Genomic DNA, 18,679 nt, shown 5'->3' with positions numbered 1-18,679 from the left:
CCTAGGATTTGAACAAAGCAAGAGGATGCATCCGGTACATCCGGAATGCAGGCCCCAGCGAAGATAGCAGACCAATGGAAAGCGCCCCTGCAGCAATAAGCCAATGATCAGGTGTCCACTGATAAGGTTCAATTTGAATGCCAGCTTGGGCGAACAGTGCATCCTTCAGCAGGTAAGCGCCAAGATGACCCAGCAGCAGTCCGGCGATAAGTCCGGTAGCTGTCACCAACAGACCTTCGCTCGTTAAGGTCAACCATACATAGGCTCTGGATTTGCCGAGAAGACGCAATAGCCCCACATCCTTGGTACGTTCCCCGACTGCGGCAATCAAAGACAGTAGGATCGCTATCGCTGCCAGAATTACGCATAATGCCGTGAGCACACTCAATAGCTGTGCTCCCTGATCAACAGCGTTCAGCACGTCGGAAACCGCCTGGCTTGTATAGGCAGCCTGAACTCCATTACTGCCGTCCAGCACCTCTTTCAAATCATGGGCCCCCAGCAGACTGGCCGGTTTAACCAGCACGGCTGTAATCTCCCGCTCCTCAGGAGGCAAGCCATGTACGGCCCAGGCATAATCTACGGTCGTAAATACTGCGCGGTCATCAGGGGTATTGAGGGCCGGAAGAATGCCCACAACGGTATACTGGAAGCTTTCATGTGCGTGTTCTTCGCCATGTTCTTCGTCATGTGCTTCGTCCGGCGAATCTCCGGCCGCCTCGGCAGCATGGCCTTCCTCATGATCTTCCTCATGCTCCTCTGTGTGTTCCGCCTCCGCAGTTTCATGGCTGTCTCCCTGAACAAGTCCATGTGCGCCCGTAAATGTATCTCCAATGTGCAGACCCAGAGATTCCGCCACATACGATCCAATAATGGTCTCACCGGTGTGCGCATATAAATTCCCGTCCTGAAGGTTACGGTCGCCGTATCGGGTAACAAAATATCCGGAGTCCATGCCGACGATCGGAAAGCCTTTATAATTATCTCCCGTTGTCATCGCAAAGGCCTTATCCACATCCTGATCCTGCTCCACTTGATCCAGAACAGCAAGCGGGATATTGCCTGTCGGCGCACCGATATGATAAAAGGTATTCAGCACAAGCTGGGTTTCACTGCCGGCTGCACCAATTACGAGATCGAAGGGGCCATACCCTTTTTTGGCGCCTTGCTCAACGCTTTGCCGGGACAAGGATAGCAGGACGATAAAAGCAACCGTAACTGCGACCGCACATACCGTCAACAGCGACAGAAACCGCCGATGCAGCAAATTACGCAGTGTTAATTTAAAGAGACTCATACAATTCCCTCTTCCGTTTCTCCCGGCTGCTCTGGAGTTTGGGCGCTGATTCCCGGCGTATCCGGTTAATCTCTTGAATGTTCAGACAGCGGGGAAAACGGTTCGCCATATTGAGATCATGCGTTACAACAATTAAGGTATGTCCATGAGCGACGCTGAGATCCAGTAAAAGAGAGGCAATTTCATCTGCCGTTTCCCAGTCCAGACTGCCGGTGGGTTCATCCGCCAGCACAAGTGGCGGCTCATTCACCAGCGCCCGCACAATCGCTACCCTCTGCTGCTGCCCGCGGGAAAGCTGGGAGGGAAGATGCCGGCCCCGGTCTGCCAGACCTACCTGATCCAGCCAATCGTCGACTACCCTTCTTTTCTCCTTAAGCGGAAGCTTTGCGGTCATAGCGATCTCCACATTCTGCCTTGCCGTCAATGAGGGGATCAGATGGAAATCCTGCAGCACATACCCGATATTGGAAGCCCGGAAAGCATCACGCTTCGCCTCTGTGAGCTCGCGTAGCGGCTTGCCGTCCACGACAATCCCGCCGCTGTCGGCCAGCAGAATTCCGCTGATCAGATGCAGAAGAGTGCTTTTACCGGACCCGCTGGGTCCGGTAATCGCTACATTCTCTCCTTTTTCAACACTCCACTCAGGAATATCCAGTATCGGCACATTTCTTCCATCTACACGAAATTGCTTTTTCAAATCGTGAATTTGGAGCAACAGAGCCACTCCTATCTCAATTTAATACGTTCGGACAAGGCATCCCAAGTCAAGGTTGTGCCCTTCAGCTGGCTGAATGCACTAAGCGGCAGGTACAATACGCCGTTATCGATATCAACGATATAAGAAGCAGCCTTGCCGTTCAGCTTAGCGGTTTTGTCTGTCAGATTCACATCAATTACATTCTTCTGCAATGTCAGCTTCGCAGCAGCAGCATCCCCTTTGTAAGTGCCTCCCAGCGCCTTGATCAAAGCTTCAGCAGGATACAGTACTTTGTTATCGCGGCTGATTTTGAACTTCGGATATACGTATTGGGATTGAAGCTCTGCGGAACGTTTGTTCAAATCAAGGCCCAGTACGCTGGCACCCGCCTTCGCGATCTCGGTGTTGTCCACCTGTCCTTTTACCTGCTCCGCAATCGGACCATAAGCCCAGACACCCACATCTACTGCGGAATGGCCATGGCCTGACCAGCCCACGAGCAGACGTTTGGAAACCACTGCATTGTAGGCTCCTTCACGTTTATACGAAGACCCGTCGCCTTCCATAATTTGTGCAACCTCTTCGTCTGTAAGATCGGTAATCCATGTATTGGCTGTTACGATGCTGCGGATCTCTTCTGGTGTCTGTGCTGCTTCCAGAGCGGCAGCCAGGCTTTCCGAGGAATGTTTTTGCTTATCCCACAGGTCGATATTAATTTCGTAAATGTTGTCGCGGGAGAGGGACAGTCCGCCCGTTTCATGGTCGGCTGTGACCACAACGGAGGTGTTGCCGTTTTTCTTCGCGAAATCAATCGCTGTCTTGACCGCGGCATCGAAGTCGAGTGCCTCCTGGACAAGTGTCGGCAGATCGTTGGCATGACCGGCATGGTCAATCCGTCCGCCTTCAATCATCATGACAAAACCCTCTTTATCCGCTGATAAAATATTCAGCGCTTTGGAGGTCATTGTCGCCAGGCTTGGAATTTCCGCTGTACGGTCCGGAACATAAGCCACATGGGAACTGCCGAACAGGCCCAGCACCTTGCTGTTTTTGGAGGTAAGCGCATTTAAGGCTGTCTTATTTTCAACTACAGTGTAGCCTTTGGCTTTAAAATCAGGGAGGATGTTCTTATCCGTCCGTTTGCCCTTTTCATCTTTGGTTACAAAAAACTGCTTGCCCCCGCCCATCAGAACATCTACGCCGCTCTCCAGGTATTGCGAGGCAATCGCCGATTCATTATCACGGCTGCGGACATGGGAGGCGTAGACAGCTGGCGTCGCGTGAGTAATCCGGGCTGTGGTAACAAGTCCTGTTGCCTTGCCGCTTGTTTCCGCAGCCTCAATAATGGAGGCAAACGGTTTGGATACATCTTCATTGGAAACGCTGATGCCTGCGTTGTATGTTTTGTGGCCTGTAGCAAATGCAGTACCGGCTGAGGCGGAATCTGTAACGATCCCCGAAACGATTTTCCCGCCGTCCTCACCACGGTCTGCATATGTAGTCGCTTGTCCCACGTAGTACGGATCAAGATTAAGATGGCTGACTCCCTTGGTGTATTGCTGAAAATATCTTGCGGCAGAAATTTGGGCCGGACCCATGCCGTCACCAATTAGTACGATAAGATTTTTGGACTGGGCTTTTGCAGCTCCCCCAGAAGTTTTAGCACTTTGTGCCGCTCCGGCCAGTGTAGCTCCTGAAACTACAGCTGCTGCCAATCCTCCAATTACCACACTCTTCATCAGCTTTTTCATTATTAACCCCTTCCTTGTTATAAAGATCTTTAACCAATCTTACCTTCGAAAGGTTAACCAATTGTCAACTGTAGTCAGGGGTTGTATTAAATTATCAACTGTTCATATATCACCGGGACACAAAAGAACCCACACCTTGTCACCAAGATGAGGGCTAGTAACGTTTTCTGTACAATCATCTTTCATTTATAAATTCAGCAATGGTTATATGGGGATTTGTATATCTTCCTTTGTTTTCGGTTTTTTGGCCATATTGAATGGCTTTGACGGGGCAATAATGAATACACGCCAAACATAGCGTACAATTTTGCCCCCACTGTGGTTTTTCAGAAACTTGAATGTTATTGCAGTTACAGACCTGCTCACAAGTACCACAGCCGATACAACTATCATCTGCCTGAAACTTGGTCGGATCAATGGCCTTTTTAGTAAACATCGGATTTATAATACCGGTTAACAGCCACGGAAACTTGCCTTTATCTATCCTGAATGCTCCTGTTGTTCTTTGCTTAATGTCATGGTTGATTTGTTTTAGAGTCTCCTCTGCTGCAGATAGCTTGTGGTGCTCCACTTCTTTGGAATCTACATCGCCCATGATGATAAAATTATTTGGCATTTTGATAGAAAATCCGCTGTTTAATTTTATCTTTTTTCTGCTCAGACAATCCTTCATCACTTTCATTGAATTGCCGATGCTGCCTCCGCAGGTTGCGACGGAAAAAACGTAGTTCCCCTGGAAATTGTTCAGCTTAAGCTTTCTAATAAATTCAAGGACGATTCCAGGCGGTCCCCACGAATAAGTAGGATGGACAAATCCAATAATTTCATGATCCTTCAGATTATATTCATTGCATTCATTGCCTGTGTTCTCTGCGGCAGATATGGAAATTAACTCTTCACCCGAATGAAGGGCTATATTTTTAGCAGCATATAACGAGTTCCCGGTTCCCGAAAAGTAAAATATCATCGGATGCTCCTCTCGATTCCTTGTAATGATTCCCTTGATTAATCCAGCGCATTTTCTATCGCTTTGAGAAAAGCTTTGCAGGTGAGCGTTGCACCACTTATGGTATCTACCTGCAGCGACTGCTCCCGGATTACCCTGCCGAACAACTCATCTGTGAACTCGGCCGGTTTTTTCTCTGCTTGCTCTAACACCTTGATGTCTGTAACTTTGCTGGAGGTCACAGTCACTTGAACTTTATTGGCCCTCCATTTGTACATACCTCCCTTATATTCCCCAACATATGTGCCATTCTTAATCTGCTTAAAATCCAGTGCTCTGATCGGGAGGTTTTTAGCTTCACACCGTTCCCCCGCAGTAAAGAGTAATGCTCCCCCAGCACCCCCCGCAATGAGTACCACCAGTACAATAACTGCGATTAGCATTTTGTTTCTCCCCTTTCGTTTCATTGCAATCTACTCCCGTCTTTTATCCTAAGATATTCGCTCTTATCCCCATCTCCGGCTGAAAGCAGTTGTTGAGACCTCGGGTAACATGAACCTGCAAGTCCGTATCCACGAGAACCGCTTCGGTTCCAGGGAAGCTTGTAAGAAGTTGAATCCCCTTATTCATCCCGGCTACAAATACCAGAGTAGACAACGTATCCGCAAGCGTAGCGTTATCAGCAACAATGGTCACGCTGATCAAGCCTGATTCCGCCGGATATCCGGTATGCGGATTCAGGATATGATGACGCCTTCTCCCCTCACGATCGATGAAGAATCGCTGATAATCCCCGGAGGTAACCACAGCTTTGTCCGCTACAAACACAGCTCCAATCAATCGATTATCCTGCCTGGGGTGACGGATACCTACACGCCAAGGGGAACCATCCGGCTTCACTCCCACAGCTGCCACATTTCCGCCAATGTTTGTGAAAGCCGATGAGATACCAAATTTCTTAAACAGCTCTACAAACTTATCGCTGGCATATCCTTTGCCTATCCCCCCTAAATCAACGGACTGCCCCACTCTTTGAAGTCCAGCAGTCTTTTCATGAGGATCTAATATCAAATCTGCAGCATTCACCATACGAAGTACCTCGGTAATTCTTACCTCATCGGGAATTTCGGATGAATTCTTATAATTCCATAGATCTACTAAGGGGCCGATAGTGACATCAAAACATCCATCACTATAATTTGAGAACTCAGCAGCAAGCGACAGCACCTCATAGGTATCCGGACTCAACTTCTCACATTTCATACCCGCTGACCTGTTAATCCTGCTTATCTCGCTATCGGGTATAAAGCGGCTTAGTAGGTTTTCCAGCCTGGCAGCTTCATACTCGACAGCTCTGAGTACTTCTTCCCCATGATCGCCGAAAACTTTGTGGATCATCTCTGTACCCATCCCATAGTGAACAGACTGGGCCGTCATGGCTTTATTCATCTTTAGTCCTCCTTTCATGGACCGTTACAATGAGGCGTATGCTTGACCAAGGCAATTGATAAATCTGCAGCTACAACCATGTATATGTGAATGAATATATTATTATTCATTCATTTTAGCATAGAAATGATTCGCCGCCAGGATTAATTTTCCATTCAACACTGCACTTCTCTTTCCACCACAACTCGAAAGAAAAGCTTCTCCTCGACAGGGATGATCCTGCTGTTGCAGATGTAAACGTAGAATTGTATATCCTTAAATTTCAAAAAGCCCTGTGACCTTTCGCAGGAAGCGAAATGATCACAGGACTCTGTATCTTGCTGTACATTGATATTCAGTACTATGTCGTAAAACAATCTTAAATCTCCAGCAGCCGGATCAATTCTTCCTCATCCTCAATGACCTGAATACCCAATTGCTGTGCTTTGGCCAGCTTGCTGCCCGCTTTTTCGCCGGCGATGACCAGATCGGTTTTCTTGGAGACACTGCCCGATACTTTGGCGCCAAGTGCCTCGAGACGTTCCGCAGCTTCCTCACGGGTAAGCTTCTGCAGCGAGCCGGTTAACACTACGGTCTTGCCGCTGAAGAAGGAATCGGTACTCACCGGCCGCGGAGCCTCAGGCGCCTTAGCTTCTACACCCAAAGCCAGCATGCGGTTAATGCCAGTTACCACAAAAGGATCAGCGAAGAAGCCCACGATGCTCTCTGCCACTATCCCGCCGATATCCGGCAATCCAGATAATTCCTCTGCTGTAGCAGACATTACAGCCTCCAGACTTCGGTAATGATCGGCCAGCATCCGTGTGGTTGCTTTACCGGTATTCGGAATGCCTAGGGCAAAGAGGAACGAGGCTAAATCACGCCCTTTGCTCTCTTCCAGCGCCTTCAGCAAATTGTCTACTTTCTTCTCACCGAAGCGATCGAGCTTGACCAGCTGTTCAAAATTCAGTTCATATAAATCGGCAGGCTCCCGCACATTCAGCTCTTCGTGCAGCTGCCCGGCCGTCTTGTCGCTGAAGGTCTCAATGTCCATCGCATCACGGGAAGCGAAATGGGTGATCCGTCCGATAATCTGCGGCTTGCAATCCAGCTTGTTGTTGCAGAAAAGATGCGCCCCGCGCATTTCGAGCGGGAAGCCACATGACGGACAATTCTCGGGGAATACAATTTCCCCGCCGTCGCTTTCTTCCGTCACCTTGCCAAGTATCTCTGGAATGACATCATTGGAGCGGCGGATAAACACCCGCGTGCCCAGCGCATGCTTAAGATTCTTGCGTTCGATATCCCCGACGTTGTTCAGCGTGCAGTTCTGGACAGTAACTCCAGCCAGTTCTACCGCCTCCACACGGGCCAGAGGTGTGACTTTGCCTGTGCGGCCTACGTTCCAGCTGACTGACTCCAATATCGTCGTCGTTTCTTCAGCTTCGAACTTGTAGGCAACCGCCCAGCGCGGGAATTTATCGGTATAACCCAGCGCTTCGCGGATACGGAAATCGGTAACCTTGATTACCGCACCGTCAATCAGATAGTCCAGACCGGAACGGCTCTCTTCAATCTCCGCCAGCTGCTCTGTAACCTCGTCAAAGTTAGCGAAGTAGGTGAGGTACGGATTCACCTTAAACTGGTTGGTCCGCAGGAAATTCATCATCTCCTGATGATCGGCAAACTGCACCCCTTCAGCATAACCCACGTTATAAAAGAAAGCATTTAGCCTGCGGTTCGCCGTAGTCTTAGGATTAAGGTTGCGCAGCGCTCCGGCAGCGCCATTGCGTGCATTCTTCAGCGGTTCGGCAGCCCGTGTATTGTAGTCGGCCAGCACCGAAAGGTTCATAATCCCCTCGCCCTGCACTTCGATAAGACCTTCCTTGAACGGAATCGTTAATGGAACAGACTTGATCGTCTTCACCTGAGCCAGTATGCCTTCACCCGTCACTCCATTTCCTCTTGTCGCCGCCTGCACTAACACACCGTCACGGTAGGTCAGGTTCAGGGTCAGGCCGTCGAATTTCAGTTCGACGGCATAACAAGGCTCGGGCAGAGGTGTATCCGGATTCTTCGTGTTGTAGTCGTTCACGAGACGCAGCACACGGGCATTCCAGCTCCGCAGCTGCTCAATATTCTGCGCTTTGTCCAAACTCCATAGCGGAGCAAGGTGACGATGCGGGGTAAAGCCTTTCAGCAGTTCCCCTCCCACACGCTGGGTAGGAGAATCCGGCAGCACAATGCCGCTCTCTGCTTCCAGGGCCACCAGCTTATCGTAAAGCACATCATATTCCTTGTCGCTGACCTGCGGCGCATCCAGCGTGTAATAATGGTAATTGTATTGATTCAGCTCAGCCACAAGCTCTTCCATCGTATGCATAACGTCCATCCGGGCGTATCCCTCCGTCATAAGGATAATGTAAAGCATGTGAATGATACTTCTACCTTATCTTTATATTCTAAAAATGCATTCGTTAACCGTCGCCGGATTATTCGACTTTGGTAATCGGGGCAAAACCCGCAAGCAGCCGTTTCACACCGACCGGTGCCGGAAAAGCAATTTGCAGCTCCGTGTCGTTGCCGCTGCCTTTAACGGACACAATGGTGCCGGTGCCCCATTTGCCGTGGGCTACCTTGTCGCCGGCTTTATAATCGCCTGGCGCCGCGGCCCCCGCTCCTGATGCGCGCTGTGCGCCGCTTCCGGAGGTTACGGTCACGCGGCCTGCTCCGGCCGCTGACGCTGTGCTGCCGCCAAAGCCGGCGGTCCCGCCGCCTGCCGGCGCATTCCCGGCAGCGCCTCCGCGGCTGCCGAAGTTCCCCCGGGCGCCGCCGGTGAAGCCACGGCCGCCATAGGCACCACCAACCTCCGCGCCACCGCGCCGGAAGCGGTCCGAAGCAGAGCCGGTATCTTCCTTCAGCTCCTCCGGAATCTCCTCCAGGAAGCGGGACGGCGGGTTGGCCGTCGTCCGTCCGAACAGCGTGCGGCTGCGGGCACAGCTGAGGAACAGCTGTTTCTCCGCACGCGTAATGCCTACATACGCCAGCCGCCGTTCTTCTTCCAGTTCGTCATTGTCCTGGAAGGCGCGGCTGTGCGGGAATACGCCCTCTTCCATCCCGATAATAAACACGGTCGGGAATTCCAGCCCCTTCGCGCTGTGCATGGTCATCAGCACTACAGCATCGTCGCGTTCCTCCTCATCGTCATTCACACTGTCGATGTCAGCGATCAGCGCCAGATCCGTGAGGAAGGAGACCAGCGACTTGTCTTCGTTATTCTTCTCGAATTCCATCGTCACGGACAGGAACTCATCGATGTTCTCCAGCCGTGAGCGGGATTCTAGCGTATTCTCGTTCTGCAGCTCCAGCCGGTATTGCGAGAGCTCCAGAATCTTCTCCGTCAGCTCCGTTACCGAAAGGAATTCGACCATCCGGTGCAGCGCTTCGATCATATCATAGAACTCCACCAGCGTATTGCGCGTCCGTCCGGCAAAGCCCAGATCGTCCACCGTCTGCAGCACACGGAAGATGGATACCCCACGTTCTGCTGCTGCTACAGCCAGCTTGCCTACAGTAGTATCACCAAGTCCACGCTTTGGTACATTGATAATACGCGTCAGACTGATGTCATCATCCGGATTGGAGAGCAGGCGAAGGTACGCCAGCAGATCCTTGATTTCTTTACGGTCATAGAACTTGATCCCGCCGACGATCTGATAAGGAATGTCCGATTTGATCAAAATTTCTTCTATTACACGAGACTGTGCATTCGTGCGGTACAGGATGGCATGATTCTGGTAAGCCTGGCCCTGCTTGGCATTCTTACTGATCTCTCCGGTGACAAAATAACCTTCATCATGCTCGGAGTCGCCGCGGAACACTTTGATCTTCGGACCTTCCTCTGAATCCGTCCACAGCTTCTTCGGTTTACGTCCGGAGTTCAGCGCAATTACGCCGTTGGCTGCGTTCAGAATATTGGAGGTCGAACGGTAATTCTGCTCCAACAGAATCGTATTGGCTTCCGGATAGTCTTCTTCGAAATTAAGGATATTCGTAATGTCTGCTCCGCGCCAGCGGTAAATCGACTGATCGCTGTCACCAACTACGCAAATCCGGTGATGGCTTTCTGCCAGCATGCGGCAAAGCATGTACTGCGCACGGTTCGTATCCTGATACTCATCCACATGAATATATTTGAACTTCTTCTGGTAGAAATCAAGTACCTCAGGCACTTCCTTGAACAATTGGATCGTCTTCATAATTAAATCATCAAAATCCAGCGAGTTGTTGCTTCTCAGCCGATGCTGGTACTTGGTGTACACTTTAGCAACAAGACCTTCAAAATAATCGCCAATCTTCTGCTCGTATTGCGCCGGAGTAATCAGCTCATTTTTGTTTGTGCTGATGACGGCCTGGACAGCCTTTGGCTCAAATTTCTTCGTATCGATATTCAGGTCTTTCATACAGTTGCGGATGACGGACAACTGGTCTGTAGAATCGAGAATTGAGAAATTGGAGGTGAAGCCAATCCGTTCTATATCCTTGCGCAGAATCCGTACACACATCGAGTGAAACGTGGATACCCATATATCCCGTCCTTCTGTTCCAACCAGCTTCGAGACACGGTCCTGCATCTCCCGGGCCGCCTTATTCGTAAAGGTAATCGCCAGAATTGCCCACGGCGGAGCCTTACGGTTCGCAATCAACCATGCAATGCGGTGGGTAAGCACCCGGGTCTTGCCGCTGCCCGCGCCGGCCATAATCAGCAAGGGACCTTCAGTAGCTTCTACAGCCTGGCGCTGTGGAGGATTAAGCCGGCTTACGGCTTCCTGTATGTTAACAAGTTGCATGTGTGACATGCTCCTTTCTCAGTTTAAGCTTAGAATGTCAAGAGCAGCGCTATCTCAAACTTGCTACTCCCAATGCATCTGCGGGGTCTTCTTTACCGCCTGCACGGTGAGCAGTGCTTGCTGTATATCCTGGTAAATAATATTCCCGACCACTACGGTGTCGCAGAGGGCAGCTGCCTGCTCAGCCTCAGCCTCGCCGGTAATACCGCCCCCGTAAAACAGCTGGCTGTTCTCCACCATCTCTCTTACCGAACGAACCGTCTTCATATCACCGAACATGCCGCTGTATTCAAGATACACTACCGGAAGCTGCATCAGCTTGTCCGCAATCTGGGCATAAGCCGCAGCCCCCTCGGCACTAAGCGAATGGTCTGCACCCGTAAGCCGTGCTACGGAAGAATCTCCATTCAGGACAATATATCCTTCAGCCAGCAGCAGTTCCCATGGAATCAGGCTTCCGTAACGTTGAATGGCTTTGCGGTGTTGTCCAATAATCCAGGCCGTGTCTGGTGTATTAAGCACCATAGGAATCATATACAAATCAAAGCCGGGAACGACTGCCTCCAGATCCGAAATCTCCAGTGCGCAAGGCAGCTCATAACGCCGCAGCCGGTTCAGCAGATCAATAGTATTCTCATAAGTCACACCGGTGGAGCCCCCAACCAAAATCGCATCGGTTCCGGACAGGCAAATGGCCTCCAGTTCAAGGTCTCCGAGCTCACGGTCCGGATCGAGCTTAAAAACATGCCGCCAAGGCTGTATCAGTTGCCGCATCATATTCATCAATCGTCCATCTCCATCATTCATCTAGCAAGCCAAATACACTCCCGCTACCTCAAAAAGCCGTAACTCTAGTCTATGCCAGCGCTAAGGGGAGTGTCAATTTAAAGAGCGAAAAAATGCGAACATTTTTTCGCCTTTTTATAATATTAGGATTCATTGTTGTATGCTATAGATCAGTCTTATCTTTCTGGCAGAAGCTATGCTTTAAGTGCAGCGTTCATCGAACAATGATTGCTCATTATCACCTCTGCCGGCTGCTAGTTTCGCCCCAGACCTCTGAGTCTGTCCATGTCATCTTCAGAAACGAAATCAGTATAGAACCCGTCCACACCCAGACGGGACAGCTGGACGATTTCTTTCTCATCATTAATCGTATGCACATAGACGCGGGCACCGGCCCTTTTCAGCTTTTGCACAAAGCTCTTGGTGGCCCTGTCGTCAGACATGGTGATGTCCGCCCCGGTTTCCTTGACGAATTGAGTCACCACTTCATCACTGTCCTCCGATTGATATAAAGTATAAATGACTTTGGGGAAGACATGCACCTTACAGATCATATCCAACATCTCACGACTGTAAATCTGCGGCACAATCCGCTTCAGCAGCGATGGATCCCTGCGCTCAGCTGCCTCGACAATCATTTCGAATTGCTGTGTGACCAGCTCCGCTTCAACCTCCTTCGTATCGGTTACGATATAGGCATCCGGATAAGCCATCATCAAATCCATGATCTTCTCAATATCAGCCGGCGAGTATAGGCCCAGAATCGGACTGTCCATAAATTCGGCATAATCCAGTACTTCCCCTTGCTTGTCAGCAGGAAGCACTTCCTGCTGTCCTAACTGCTTAGTCATATCCTTTGACCACTCATGACGGGCCACTAGTTTCTGATCCCCCGTGAACAGCAGATCGGCTTCAAATACACGTGTTCCCTGCTCATAATTGGCGATAAAACCTTCAACAGCGTTGGTATAGTCATGCCCGTTGATGCCACCCATTGCATGGGCAACAACCCGGTGGGCAGCAAAGCCGGCGGCCGGCTCTTTATCTTCCGGTATCAGCGTAATCACAAGCAAAAGTACTATTGCTATAACCATGATGACTGATGCAGTACTCTTTTTGTTATCCATTATAGTAGGTTTCCTTTGCAAAAGTTGGAGTATAAAAACAAAAAACGGCTGTGGCCTTGGGTAAGGATAGCAACCGTTTCTATGTGAAATTAATAGGCATTTTTAAATCCGTTGCGAATCGTTTTGACAATAATCCGGATATCAAACAGCAGCGACCAATTTTCAATATAGAAAATATCATGCTTAATCCGTTCTTCAATCGAGGTGTCCCCACGCAGACCATTGCTCTGTGCCCATCCGGTAATACCCGGACGCACATGATGCTTCACCATATACTTGGGGATCTCTCCACGGAACTGCTGCACGTAGAACGGCCGTTCCGGGCGGGGTCCTACCACACTCATATGCCCCAGCAGCACATTAAAAAATTGCGGCAGCTCATCCAGACTGGTTTTACGGATAAAACTTCCGAAGCGGGTGCGCCGCGGATCCTCCCGCGTACTCCAGCCTGTATCTTCTTCGCCGTCCTGCTGCATTTTCATCGAGCGGAACTTATACATCATGAAATTATGCCGGTTAAGTCCTACACGTTCCTGCTTGAAGATGACCGGGCCAGGAGAAGTCAGGCGAACACCAAGAGCCACTATGAGCATTACAGGCGACATTACAATAATTGCGAAGAGCGAGAAAATAATATCAAACAGCCGCTTGGCCAGCTTATTCCCAGTCATATCCAAAGGAATATCACGAACATTAATCATTGGCATTCCGGCAAAATTATCAAAATAAGGACGCGCCGGCAGGTAGTCGAAGAAATCTGGAATAATCAGCGTCCGTACCCCAGCCTTTTCGCAGGCGGCAATAATGGCAGGATACTTGGAGTGGGCATCAAGCGGAAGCGCCAGAATCACCTCGTCTACCGGCAGCAGCTCCAGCATTTCAGCCAGTTCATCCACCTTGCCGAGAATTGGCTTAAAGCGCCGCTCCTCTATCCCGTCCCATTCCTGATAATCATCAAGAAAACCAATGGTCTCATATCCCAGCTCCGGGTACTGCACCAAATTGTTGTAGAATCGTTTGCCGAGCGAGCCTGCACCGATAATCAGCACGAATTGACGGTTAAAGCCTTTTTCACGGAGTGATTTCAGCATCGTCTTCAGCACATAACGGTAAAGCATGATGGAGAGAATATTAAAACCCATATATATGGCCAGATACTGACGGGAAACGTCGATTTCCTTCAGGAAGAACATCAGGCCAAGCAGGATAAAGACTGCCATGATATGCACCTGGAATATTTTGAGGAATTCATCGACAAAACGTTTCTTACGCTTCGGCAAATACAGGGAAAGCACAATCCCTATAAATACAGAAATCACACCATAAATAAGGCTCCAATAGGCATAGGATTCAACCGGAAGCGTATTATAGGATTCCAGCCAGCCACTCTTGAACTTCAGCCACCAGGCCCCCAAAAAGGAGATTTGGATAATCAGGAAGTCGGCAACCATATAGAGTTGTGTTAAAAACCTCTGATTACGGCGAATCATAATCTCACCTCAGCATTCGTTTCATTGCGTGGACCTGCTTCTCCGGAATCCGCAAGGCTCTGTGCCGGTGAAGAAACCACGCGTGAAGACTTTAACATATTGCGGACAAGCGAAAGGGTGAACTTTACCCCGACTCCGGCATATACCGCTCCATTAATCATACTGTTGTACCTCTTGCTATAATGCTTGCGATGAAATAAAATCATCGCTCTGTGAAACTCATAGACAATTTTAAATGGCCTGCGCCGCGCGCTGCCGCCTTTTAGATGCACGATGGAGGTCTGCGGATAGTAATAAATCCCCCACCCGGCTTCTTTAATCCGGAAGCACCAATCCAAATCTTCACCATACATAAAGAACTCTTCGTCCAGGCCGCCGACCTGCTCGATCGTCGCCCGCCGCACCAGCATAAAAGCTCCGACTAGACAGTCTACCGGGTAATCCAGATCTGGATCCAAATAACCTAGCTGGTAGCCGTTGAATCTGGGCCGGTCGGGAAACAGCTTACTGAAACCAAAAGCGTAATAAAAGGATGCCGAAGGCGTCGGAAATCCTCGCTTGCAGGCCTTGTCCAGCGATCCATCCGGCAAAATCACCTTGCAGCCCGAAGCACCAAGATCCGGCCGGCTGTCCATAAAGGAAACCATCGTCTCAAGCGTATCCTTCCGCACTACCGTGTCGGAATTGAGCAGCAGCACATATCGTCCGGAGGCCGCCTCCATCCCCTGATTATTACCCCGGGCGAAACCAACATTCTCAGAGTTGGCAATCAGCAGCACATCCGGGAATTCCTTGCTGATCGACTCGACAGAATGATCACGGGAATTATTATCTATTAAAATGATCTCATAGGAATAATTAGTTACCGAGTCATATACCGACCTAATACAGTCCATCGTCAAGCCGCATGTGTTGTAATTTAAGATTAATATACTGACATCTATATTCACTTCACTACGCTCCTGACAAATATAGTAATCTACCGACAACTATTATAACATAAAAACCTCCCTGATAGGCGGAGCCTAATTAAGGAGGTTTTTACAGATTTCCCGTGCCGGTAAATTACCTTACGCGTCCGGTTTCCTGGATGCTTTATTTTGTATATATCGCCGTTTCTGTTTAAGATGTCTCCATTGTTGGAAAAAAGCAGACCAGGCCTTTAGCAATTGGCGTTCCTTAAGCAGCGTATAACCGTGTGCGGCAAGCTCATACGGCAGTGAATACAGCAAAGTGAGAAGCAGCGTGCCGGCAGGCTCATTCTTGTAAATCATCTTGTAGCGGTTAATATACGAGATCCGCCTAATAAACATCGGTTTGCTGTCCCGGCCGGAAGGTTTCCAGCCACGTTCGTGGTAGCCTATGGCTTCTGCTTCAAAGTAAGCCAACCAGCCGAACAGCCCAGCCCGCCATGCCACGTCCACATCCTCCTTATAGGCGAAGAAATCCGCATCAAAGAACTCCCCCTCAACGCTGATATCTTCAATCATCCGGCGCGAATACATCGCTGCAGCGCCGGATACGCCAAATACGAAATCAGATTCCGGCCAGTCTGTGGAGGGATCTCCCGCCCCGCGGTCAAAGGCACGCCGGGCTCTATTCATCCGCAGCCCTGTGCTGTCCACTAGCGAGTGATCGGCTTTGAGCAAAAGCTTGCCAGTAGCGCTGCCAATACGCAGATTTGACTCCATCTGCAAGATAAGCCTGGAAATATAACTGTTCTCAAGCGTCAGATCCGGGTTAAGCACAAGTATATAATCTGTATCCGTTGCTGCCAGAGCCTGGTTATGAGCGGGGGCGAAGCCAGTATTAATCTTATTTTCTATGAGAACAAGGGAGGGAACCCCGGCCTCTTCGATCTTTTGATAAAACGCCTTTACTCTTTCCACGCATCCGTCCGTTGAGGCATTATCCACCACCACAATCTGCTTCACCGGATAATCCTGGGCGAGTACTGCCGTCAGACAATCAATAATATCATCCGCACTGTTAAAGGTAACAATATGTACACTGACTGTTTTGTTATTCATAAATATCCTCGGATTCTTGAATTCATTATGGTTCTGAAGCTGTTAAACATTATTATAACGAAAACATCAGGTTGCGGCTACGTTACCCTGGAATGATGACATCCCTTGGAGAAGGAATAAAAAGTGGAATTTTAGCCATGGTGTCAGCACTTTGTAATGTGTTAATGTGAACAGTCGTTACTGCAGCAAAAAGCTCCCGACCGTCGATGACGGTTCAGGAGCTTAGCTTGCGCTTATCTATTTCAGTTCCAGCAAAAAGTCCCTCAGTCCGGCCCGCCAAGGCCGGATATCTTCAAACCCGTTCGTGCGGATGGCTAAATGCTCCATTACCGAATTGCGTGGACGTGGCGCCGGGCGTGGAAACTGTTCTGTAGCACACGGCTCTAGCTTTGCTGTGAATTTCAGACCCAGAATATCTTCTGCCTCCGCAAAAATTGCCTGTGTAAACTCATACCAGGTGCAGGACTCACTGTTAGAGGCATGATAAATTCCATACTTCTCCGTTTGAATCAGCTCAAGCAGGAAACGGGCCAAATCTACCGTGTAGGTAGGTGAGCCTTGCTGGTCGTCTACCACCTGCAGCAGCGGCTTCTCCTGTCCCAGCTTCAGCATCGTTTTCACGAAGTTGTTGCCATACTTGCCATACACCCATGATGTACGTACGATAAAAAATTTCGAGGACAAAGACTGCACTAGGATTTCTCCTGCCCGCTTTGACTTGCCATAAATACTTTGCGGATCCGTATTATCATATTCATGATAAGGCTGAGTTCCCATGCCATCAAAAACATAATCCGTACTAATGTATACCAGCTTGGCTCCGGATTTCTCCGCAGCCAGTGCTACATTGCGGCTTCCGGTGGCATTAATCAAATAGGCGGCATCCACATCGGTTTCCGCAATATCCACCGCCGTATGGGCGGCACAATGAATGACAGCATCTGGACTGAACCCGCTGATAACCTCAGTACATTGATCAAGATCTGTAATATCCATCTCCTGACGGTCACAGCCTAGAACCTCATGTCCTTGCTGCTGCAACAAATGTACAAGGTCCTGCCCCAACTGTCCAGCGGAACCCGTAACCAATACTTTCATCTTTGACATTACAGGGAATCCCCCAAACGGCTGCCATACTGAAGTTCGGCATATTTCTGGTATTCACCGGATTGAATACGGGTCCACCACTCTTTATTATTCAAATACCATTGAATGGTTTCTTTAATTCCGGTTTCAAATGTATGCTTTGGCTTCCAACCCAACTCGTTCGTAATCTTAGTCGGGTCGATGCCATAGCGGCGGTCATGTCCGGGACGATCCTGCACGTAAGTAATCAGAGAATCCGGTTTGCCCAGTTCCTGCAGCACAGTATTCACGATATGCACATTTGTGCGCTCATTATTGCCGCCAATATTATAGACCTCACCGTTTACCCCTTCGTGAATAACCAGATCAATTGCACTGCAGTGATCTTCAACATACAACCAGTCACGAATGTTCATTCCATCACCATAAACCGGCAATGCCTGGTCAGCAAGCGCACGGGAAATCATAAGCGGAATCAGCTTCTCCGGAAATTGGTATGGCCCGTAGTTGTTAGAACAGCGGGTGATATTAACCGGCAATCCAAAGGTTTCGTGGTAGGCGCGCACAAGTAAATCTCCGCCTGCTTTGCTGGCGGAATAAGGACTGTTTGGAGTAAGTGGAGTTTCTTCAGTAAAGAGTCCCGTAGCTCCTAACGTTCCATACACCTCATCTGTAGACACTTGAACAAATTTGGTCACACTATATTTCTTTGCTGCATCCAGCAGCACCTGTGTGCCGAGCACATTTGTCTTCACAAACACATCCGGCTCCAGAATACTCCGGTCCACATGTGATTCCGCCGCGAAGTTGACTACGATATCGACTCCCTGGCTGAACAGTGTGTCCATCGCCTCCACATCCGTAATGTCCGCTTTGGCAAACGTATAATTCGGATTGCCCTCCACCGACTTCAAATTCTCCAAATTCCCCGCATACGTCAACGCATCCACGTTCACGATCTGGTAATCCGGGTGCTGCTGCAGCATGTATATTACAAAATTGCTGCCGATAAATCCGGCCCCGCCGGTAACAAGCAGTTTCATATGTTAGCCCACCTTTTATTGATATAGTGATATTTCCACAACAGAGTTATAGAATTGAGCGAGCCCTCTTAAAACTCCTCCAACCTGTTGGATTCTTGATAAATTCTTTAGGTGAGTCCTTCTAAATCAAATGTTCAAATCAATATCC

General features: G+C 49.5%; 15 protein-coding genes. All 15 read right to left on the bottom strand.

Annotated features, from left to right (window positions below):
• Position 1: 1 nt before the first annotated feature.
• Entirely contained in the window at positions 2–1,297 is a 1,296-nt protein-coding gene (locus tag ACAN56_RS29465) for an ABC transporter permease (RefSeq protein ID WP_379147329.1), read from the bottom strand.
• Entirely contained in the window at positions 1,284–2,021 is a 738-nt protein-coding gene (locus ACAN56_RS29460; RefSeq protein ID WP_231578346.1) for an ABC transporter ATP-binding protein, read from the bottom strand. The genes ACAN56_RS29465 and ACAN56_RS29460 overlap by 14 nt, the downstream gene beginning before the upstream one ends.
• A gap of 2 nt (positions 2,022–2,023) precedes the next feature.
• Positions 2,024–3,745, bottom strand: a complete 1,722-nt coding sequence (locus tag ACAN56_RS29455; RefSeq protein WP_379147326.1) for an alkaline phosphatase — start codon at positions 3,743–3,745, stop codon at positions 2,024–2,026.
• 175 nt (positions 3,746–3,920) lie between these two features.
• Positions 3,921–4,712: an EFR1 family ferrodoxin gene (locus ACAN56_RS29450; protein WP_038597169.1), complete on the bottom strand. Its 792-nt coding sequence runs from the start codon at positions 4,710–4,712 to the stop codon at positions 3,921–3,923.
• A gap of 38 nt (positions 4,713–4,750) precedes the next feature.
• Positions 4,751–5,158 (bottom strand): FMN-binding protein, encoded by a 408-nt coding sequence (locus tag ACAN56_RS29445; RefSeq protein WP_379147323.1) that lies wholly within the window; start codon positions 5,156–5,158, stop codon positions 4,751–4,753.
• A gap of 19 nt (positions 5,159–5,177) precedes the next feature.
• Positions 5,178–6,140, bottom strand: coding sequence for an FAD:protein FMN transferase (locus ACAN56_RS29440; RefSeq protein ID WP_379147321.1), 963 nt, complete (start codon positions 6,138–6,140; stop codon positions 5,178–5,180).
• A 358-nt stretch (positions 6,141–6,498) separates the two neighbouring features.
• Positions 6,499–8,511: an NAD-dependent DNA ligase LigA gene (ligA, locus tag ACAN56_RS29435; protein WP_379147319.1), complete on the bottom strand. Its 2,013-nt coding sequence runs from the start codon at positions 8,509–8,511 to the stop codon at positions 6,499–6,501.
• A 100-nt stretch (positions 8,512–8,611) separates the two neighbouring features.
• The gene (pcrA, locus tag ACAN56_RS29430; protein WP_379147317.1) at positions 8,612–10,969 is read right to left on the bottom strand and encodes a DNA helicase PcrA; all 2,358 of its coding nucleotides are present in this window, start codon (positions 10,967–10,969) and stop codon (positions 8,612–8,614) included.
• A gap of 63 nt (positions 10,970–11,032) precedes the next feature.
• Positions 11,033–11,743 (bottom strand): heptaprenylglyceryl phosphate synthase, encoded by a 711-nt coding sequence (gene pcrB / locus ACAN56_RS29425; protein ID WP_379147347.1) that lies wholly within the window; start codon positions 11,741–11,743, stop codon positions 11,033–11,035.
• Positions 11,744–12,009: 266 nt separating this feature from the next.
• The gene (locus tag ACAN56_RS29420) at positions 12,010–12,882 is read right to left on the bottom strand and encodes a phosphatidylinositol-specific phospholipase C/glycerophosphodiester phosphodiesterase family protein (protein ID WP_038597181.1); all 873 of its coding nucleotides are present in this window, start codon (positions 12,880–12,882) and stop codon (positions 12,010–12,012) included.
• Between the two features lie 89 nt (positions 12,883–12,971).
• On the bottom strand, positions 12,972–14,372 hold the full coding sequence (locus ACAN56_RS29415; RefSeq protein ID WP_038597184.1) for an undecaprenyl-phosphate glucose phosphotransferase: 1,401 nt from the start codon (positions 14,370–14,372) through the stop codon (positions 12,972–12,974).
• Positions 14,369–15,316 carry a glycosyltransferase family 2 protein gene (locus ACAN56_RS29410; protein WP_052092736.1) on the bottom strand — a complete coding sequence of 316 codons (948 nt, stop codon included), beginning with the start codon at positions 15,314–15,316 and terminating at the stop codon, positions 14,369–14,371. The genes ACAN56_RS29415 and ACAN56_RS29410 overlap by 4 nt, the downstream gene beginning before the upstream one ends.
• 126 nt (positions 15,317–15,442) lie before the next feature.
• Positions 15,443–16,402 (bottom strand): glycosyltransferase family 2 protein, encoded by a 960-nt coding sequence (locus tag ACAN56_RS29405; RefSeq protein ID WP_379147314.1) that lies wholly within the window; start codon positions 16,400–16,402, stop codon positions 15,443–15,445.
• A 237-nt stretch (positions 16,403–16,639) separates the two neighbouring features.
• On the bottom strand, positions 16,640–17,500 hold the full coding sequence (rfbD, locus tag ACAN56_RS29400) for a dTDP-4-dehydrorhamnose reductase (protein WP_379147344.1): 861 nt from the start codon (positions 17,498–17,500) through the stop codon (positions 16,640–16,642).
• 8 nt (positions 17,501–17,508) lie between these two features.
• Positions 17,509–18,531: a dTDP-glucose 4,6-dehydratase gene (rfbB, locus tag ACAN56_RS29395; RefSeq protein ID WP_038597188.1), complete on the bottom strand. Its 1,023-nt coding sequence runs from the start codon at positions 18,529–18,531 to the stop codon at positions 17,509–17,511.
• Between the last annotated feature and the right edge of the window lie 148 nt (positions 18,532–18,679).

The sequence above is a fragment of the Paenibacillus paludis genome, assembly GCF_042610515.1.
GTDB lineage: Bacteria > Bacillota > Bacilli > Paenibacillales > Paenibacillaceae > Paenibacillus_AQ.
This window is presented reverse-complemented; position numbering and strand designations above follow the sequence as displayed.

What these genes read in the sequence shown, in the direction of transcription:
- ACAN56_RS29465 (WP_379147329.1), bottom strand. Translation starts at nt 1,297, where the DNA reads ATGAGTCTCTTTAAATTAACACTGCGTAATTTGCTGCATCGGCGGTTT.
- ACAN56_RS29455 (WP_379147326.1), bottom strand. Translation starts at nt 3,745, where the DNA reads ATGAAAAAGCTGATGAAGAGTGTGGTAATTGGAGGATTGGCAGCAGCT.
- ACAN56_RS29450 (WP_038597169.1), bottom strand. Translation starts at nt 4,712, where the DNA reads ATGATATTTTACTTTTCGGGAACCGGGAACTCGTTATATGCTGCTAAA.
- ACAN56_RS29445 (WP_379147323.1), bottom strand. Translation starts at nt 5,158, where the DNA reads ATGAAACGAAAGGGGAGAAACAAAATGCTAATCGCAGTTATTGTACTG.
- ACAN56_RS29440 (WP_379147321.1), bottom strand. Translation starts at nt 6,140, where the DNA reads ATGAATAAAGCCATGACGGCCCAGTCTGTTCACTATGGGATGGGTACA.
- ligA (WP_379147319.1), bottom strand. Translation starts at nt 8,511, where the DNA reads ATGGACGTTATGCATACGATGGAAGAGCTTGTGGCTGAGCTGAATCAA.
- pcrA (WP_379147317.1), bottom strand. Translation starts at nt 10,969, where the DNA reads ATGCAACTTGTTAACATACAGGAAGCCGTAAGCCGGCTTAATCCTCCA.
- pcrB (WP_379147347.1), bottom strand. Translation starts at nt 11,743, where the DNA reads ATGCGGCAACTGATACAGCCTTGGCGGCATGTTTTTAAGCTCGATCCG.
- ACAN56_RS29420 (WP_038597181.1), bottom strand. Translation starts at nt 12,882, where the DNA reads ATGGATAACAAAAAGAGTACTGCATCAGTCATCATGGTTATAGCAATA.
- ACAN56_RS29415 (WP_038597184.1), bottom strand. Translation starts at nt 14,372, where the DNA reads ATGATTCGCCGTAATCAGAGGTTTTTAACACAACTCTATATGGTTGCC.
- ACAN56_RS29405 (WP_379147314.1), bottom strand. Translation starts at nt 16,402, where the DNA reads ATGAATAACAAAACAGTCAGTGTACATATTGTTACCTTTAACAGTGCG.
- rfbD (WP_379147344.1), bottom strand. Translation starts at nt 17,500, where the DNA reads ATGAAAGTATTGGTTACGGGTTCCGCTGGACAGTTGGGGCAGGACCTT.
- rfbB (WP_038597188.1), bottom strand. Translation starts at nt 18,531, where the DNA reads ATGAAACTGCTTGTTACCGGCGGGGCCGGATTTATCGGCAGCAATTTT.